Source organism: Salinibacterium sp. (assembly GCF_031364185.1).
In the GTDB taxonomy this organism is placed as follows: Bacteria; Actinomycetota; Actinomycetes; order Actinomycetales; family Microbacteriaceae; genus Rhodoglobus.
Genome location: NZ_JANLVV010000252.1, coordinates 1 through 4,443, shown reverse-complemented (window position 1 = coordinate 4,443; position 4,443 = coordinate 1). Strand labels below are relative to the sequence as shown.

The window sequence follows — 4,443 nt, the reverse complement described above, 5'->3', positions numbered from 1 at the left end:
ATCGACAACGCGAGAGTTTAAATCGCAAACGCCGCGATCGTCATGTCGGGTGCCACCTCCGTCACTGAAGCCTGCAACTCCTCCCCCCAGGCGACGATCGGTGAACTGGTTACCTACACGGTCACCGCGACCATCCCGGAGGGCTCCACGGTCTACGGCGCTTCGGCAATAACAGATGTCGTGGATGCTCGACTGAGCATCCAGGGCACCCCCACCTTCACCGTGCGAGGTGGTGCTCCCCAGAACGCGACTCTGAGTGGCAATACGATCACCGCCCCGTTGACTACGCCCTTTGCCAACCCGAGTGGTTCCGGCGACGACCTCGTCGTCCTGACGTTCACGGCGCGGGTACTGGATGCCAGCGGACCAGTGCGAACTGACGTCGTCCCCAACCGGGCGACTTTCGGATGGGCCAACCAGGCCGGGCAGGCCAGCAGCGTCACCAGCGCGCGCGTGGACGTCACCATTGTCGAGCCCGACCTCTCCATCCTCAAGTCGAGTGACGCGGTCGGGGGCCAGGTGGTCGGTGGTCAGCTCGTGACGTACACCCTCGCGCTCGCCAACGGCAGCGGGGCCAACGTCTCCACGGCGCACGATGTGGTCGTGACCGACACGGTGCCCTCCAGCATCCAGCCGACGGATGCCGGTGGCAACCTGGTGACGGCGAACGCCACCCTCCCCGGCGGCGGGGTCTGGAACCAGGCCGCCCGCACGATCACCTTCACGCAATCTTCCCTCGCGCCCGCGACATCCCAAAACCTCACCTACCAGGCGAAGGTTGTGGATCCGGTGATCAGCGGCAGCACCATCGTGAACATCGCCACCGCCCTCGCCACCTCACTCGGCGGGCCGGCCACCGACGAGCGCAGCGCGACGTCGGCGGCGGGCGGACCCGGGTCTGGTTACCAGTCCACCAGTAACGTGACGCTGCGCGTGCCCGGCATTGCCGTCGCCAAGTCCGTCACGCCCACACCGCGGACGATCGGTGAGCGCGCCACGTACACCCTCACCGTGACGATCCCGGCCAACACGATCGCCTATGACGTGACCGTGCTCGACACCCTTCCGACCGGCGTGAAGTTCAGCAATCCGGTATCCGTTGGCTGTGTGCAGGGCGGCAGCGCATGCTCGCCGAACGTGACGGCGGTCGTCGTCGGCAATACCGAGACGGATTCGCCGATCGGCTTCTTCCTCGGCGATCTTGGGACTGCGGCATCCGGCGATCGGGTAGTCACGATCACCTACGACGGCATCATGACCCCGGCCGCGATTGGCACCACCTCGGTTGTCAACACTGCCACCCCGGTGTACAACCGCACGGACACGATCTCGGGTACCCCGGGCGCCGTGCCGGCCGCGTCATCCTTCGACACACGGGGCTCTTCGTCGTCAGCTACCATCGCGATCGTCGAGCCGCTTCTGACGGTCGATAAGCTCGTCGGCGGCCAAATCGGAGATTCGGATGCACGCCGCGCGAAGCCCGGCGAGACACTCACGTACACGGTCGCCGTAACCAACTCCGGAACCTCTCCCGCCTGGGATGTGAACGTCGTCGACACCCCTGACCTCCGACTGACTGGCTTCACCTCCACCCCACCAGCGGGCGTGATCGAGGTGGACACCAATCCCTCTGACGGATCCCTGGCCTGGAACATCCCGGGCCCGATCGCCGTCGGTGACACGGTGACGATCAGCTATTCACTGACGGTTCCTCCGCTGGCCAACACGGCGGCTAATGCACCCTCCAGGACGGTGGCGAACACGGTCGACGTCCCACACTACTTCGGGGTGGATCCAGCCCTGCAGGTCAGCGGTGTCATCTACGCGGACTACGACAACGTGACGGCCGACACCGTCACCGTGCGCCTCGACCTGGCCTCCATCGGCGATCTGGTCTGGTTCGACGTGGACGGGGACGGCACACGCGACGCGGGTGAGCCCGGCCTGGCTGGCATCAACGTAGCGGTGGTCTATGCCGGTGTGGATGGACTGTTCGGAACGTCCGATGACGAGACCGTGGTGGTCACTACCGACTCGAACGGCGCGTGGCTGGCCGGTTCGCTGCCGGGTGGCAACTACCGGGTGACTGTGGATGCCGCCACCCTCCCCGCGGGAGTGACCCCCAGCTATGACCTCGACGGCGGCGCCGCGAGTGCCAACGGCGTGTGGCAGGGCACTCTGGCCAGCGACGCGGCCAAGCGGGATGTTGACTTCGGCTACACCGGCACCGGGTCGATCGGTGATCGGGTCTGGTTCGACCAGAATGCGGACGGGGTGCAGGATGCCACGGAGCCCGGGCTGCCCGGGGCCACCGTCACGGTGGTCTTCGGAGGACCGGATGGAAACCTCGCGACCACCGCCGACAACATCACCTACGTCACGACGACCGGAACCAACGGTTCCTACCTCGCCGAGCGGCTTGCCGCCGGGCCATACTCCGTGACGGTGAGCGGGCTTCCGGTCGGATACGGCGTGGTCTCTGACCCCGCGGGCGGCACGAGCAACTCCAGCACGGTGAATCTTGCGGCCGGTGTTGCAGACCTCGCCCAGGACTTCGGGTACGCCGGCACCGCATCCATTGGCGACTTTGTCTGGCTGGACCGCGACGGAGACGGCGTTCAAGACGGCGGCGAGATCGGCATCAAGGGTGCCTCGGTGACGCTGACCTGGCTCGGTGTAGACGGGGTTGCCGGCGGCGGAGACGACGCGGTCTTCACCACCACCACCGACGACAACGGGCTCTACCTGTTCGACAACCTGTTGCCGGGGGCATACTCTGTTGCGGTGGTCGGCGGGCTTCCCGCCGCGGTGACCAACAGCTTCGACCGGGATGGCAACAACAACTCGGTGACGCCGGTCACGGTTGCCGCGGGCGATTCGATCCGGGATGTGGACTTCGGCTACGACGCCGTTTCCGTCATCGGTGATCGGGTCTGGTGGGATCTCGACTCCGACGGGGTTCAGAATCCGGCCGAGCCGGGTCTTGTCGGCGTCAGCATCACGGTGACCTATCTCGGCACCGATGGTGTCGCAGGTGGAGGCGACGACAGGGTGTTCACCACCGTCACCGGCGCTAACGGCAACTGGGCAGTGAAGGATGTTCCGGATGGCGCGTACACCGTGCGCGTCACCTCGGGGGTGCCCGCGGGGTTTGCCCCGACCTTCGATGCCGACAGCGGAACCACCGCCCCCGACGGGGTGACGGCCCTGACGCTGGTGGGCAGCGACCTGCTCCAGGACTTCGGGTACTCGGGCTCGAGCTCCCTTGGTGATCGCCTCTGGCTCGACCTCAATGGCGACGGAAACCAGGATGCCAATGAGCCGGGACTGGGCGGTGTCACGGTCACCCTTACCTGGTTTGGCCCCGACGGAGTGGTGGGCGGAGGGGACGATGTCGCCCTGGTCGCCGTGACGAACGGCGCGGGCGGTTACCGGTTCTCGGGTTTGCCGGCCGGCACGTTCTCCGTCACGGTCGATGAGGCGACCCTGCCGGCTGGCCTCGTCGAAAGCTACGACCTTGATGATGGGCTCGACTCGACGGTGACGGTGGTTCTTGGTGCCGACGCCGCGCTCGACACGGTCGACTTCGGTTATGTCGGCACGGGCGTGATCGGCGATACGGTCTGGCTCGACCAGAACGGCGACGGAATCATCGACCCCACGGAGCCGGGTCTTGCAGAAGTGACCGTGACACTCACCTGGGCGGGCCTCGACGGAAGCTTCGGTACAGCCGACGATGTCGTCACGGTGACGACGACCGACGTCGATGGCGCATACGTCTTCGAAGAGCAGCCAACCGGCCTGTTCTCGATCACGCTCAGCGGACTTCCCACGGGAATCGCGCCCACCTTCGATCCCGACGGCGGTGCGGATGGCGCCTCGCGGCTCAGCCTCGCCGGTGGCGCGACCAACCTCAACCAGGACTTCGGATATCGCGGTACTGCGGGCGTCGGAGATCTTCTGTGGCTGGATGTCGACGGCGATGGCACGCAGACCGGCAACGAGCCCGGGCTGGCCGGTGTCGTGGTTACCGTCCGCTCCCCCGGCGCCGATGGCATCCAGGGAACGCCGGATGACATCGTGGTCGTCACCACGACCGATTCCTCGGGCCGCTACCGCGCGCTCGGGCTTCCGGCCGGAGATGTGGTGGTCTCGTATGACCCCACCACGCTGCCTGCGGGGTACGTACCGGCGTCTGACCTCGATGGGGGTAGCGCATCCAGCGCCGTCGCGACGCTCAGCAACGGGGGCATCCGGTTGGATGTCGACTTCATCGTTGTCGGAAACGCTGCGCTGAACGGCGTGGTGTTCGACGATGTCAACGGTGACGGCGTTCGCGATCCGGGTGATCGCGGGATTTCTGGCGCTCGAGTTGTCGTTATCTGGAACGGCCCCGTCGGGCCGGTCACGATCATCGTCACGACGGACGCCACGGGTGCCTGG

At 66.4% G+C, this 4,443-nt stretch carries 1 protein-coding gene; it reads left to right on the top strand.

Annotated features, from left to right (window positions below; genetic code table 11):
• Positions 1-42: 42 nt before the first annotated feature.
• On the top strand, positions 43-4,443 hold a 4,401-nt coding region (locus RMN95_RS11010; protein ID WP_309616963.1), incomplete at its 3' end, for an SdrD B-like domain-containing protein.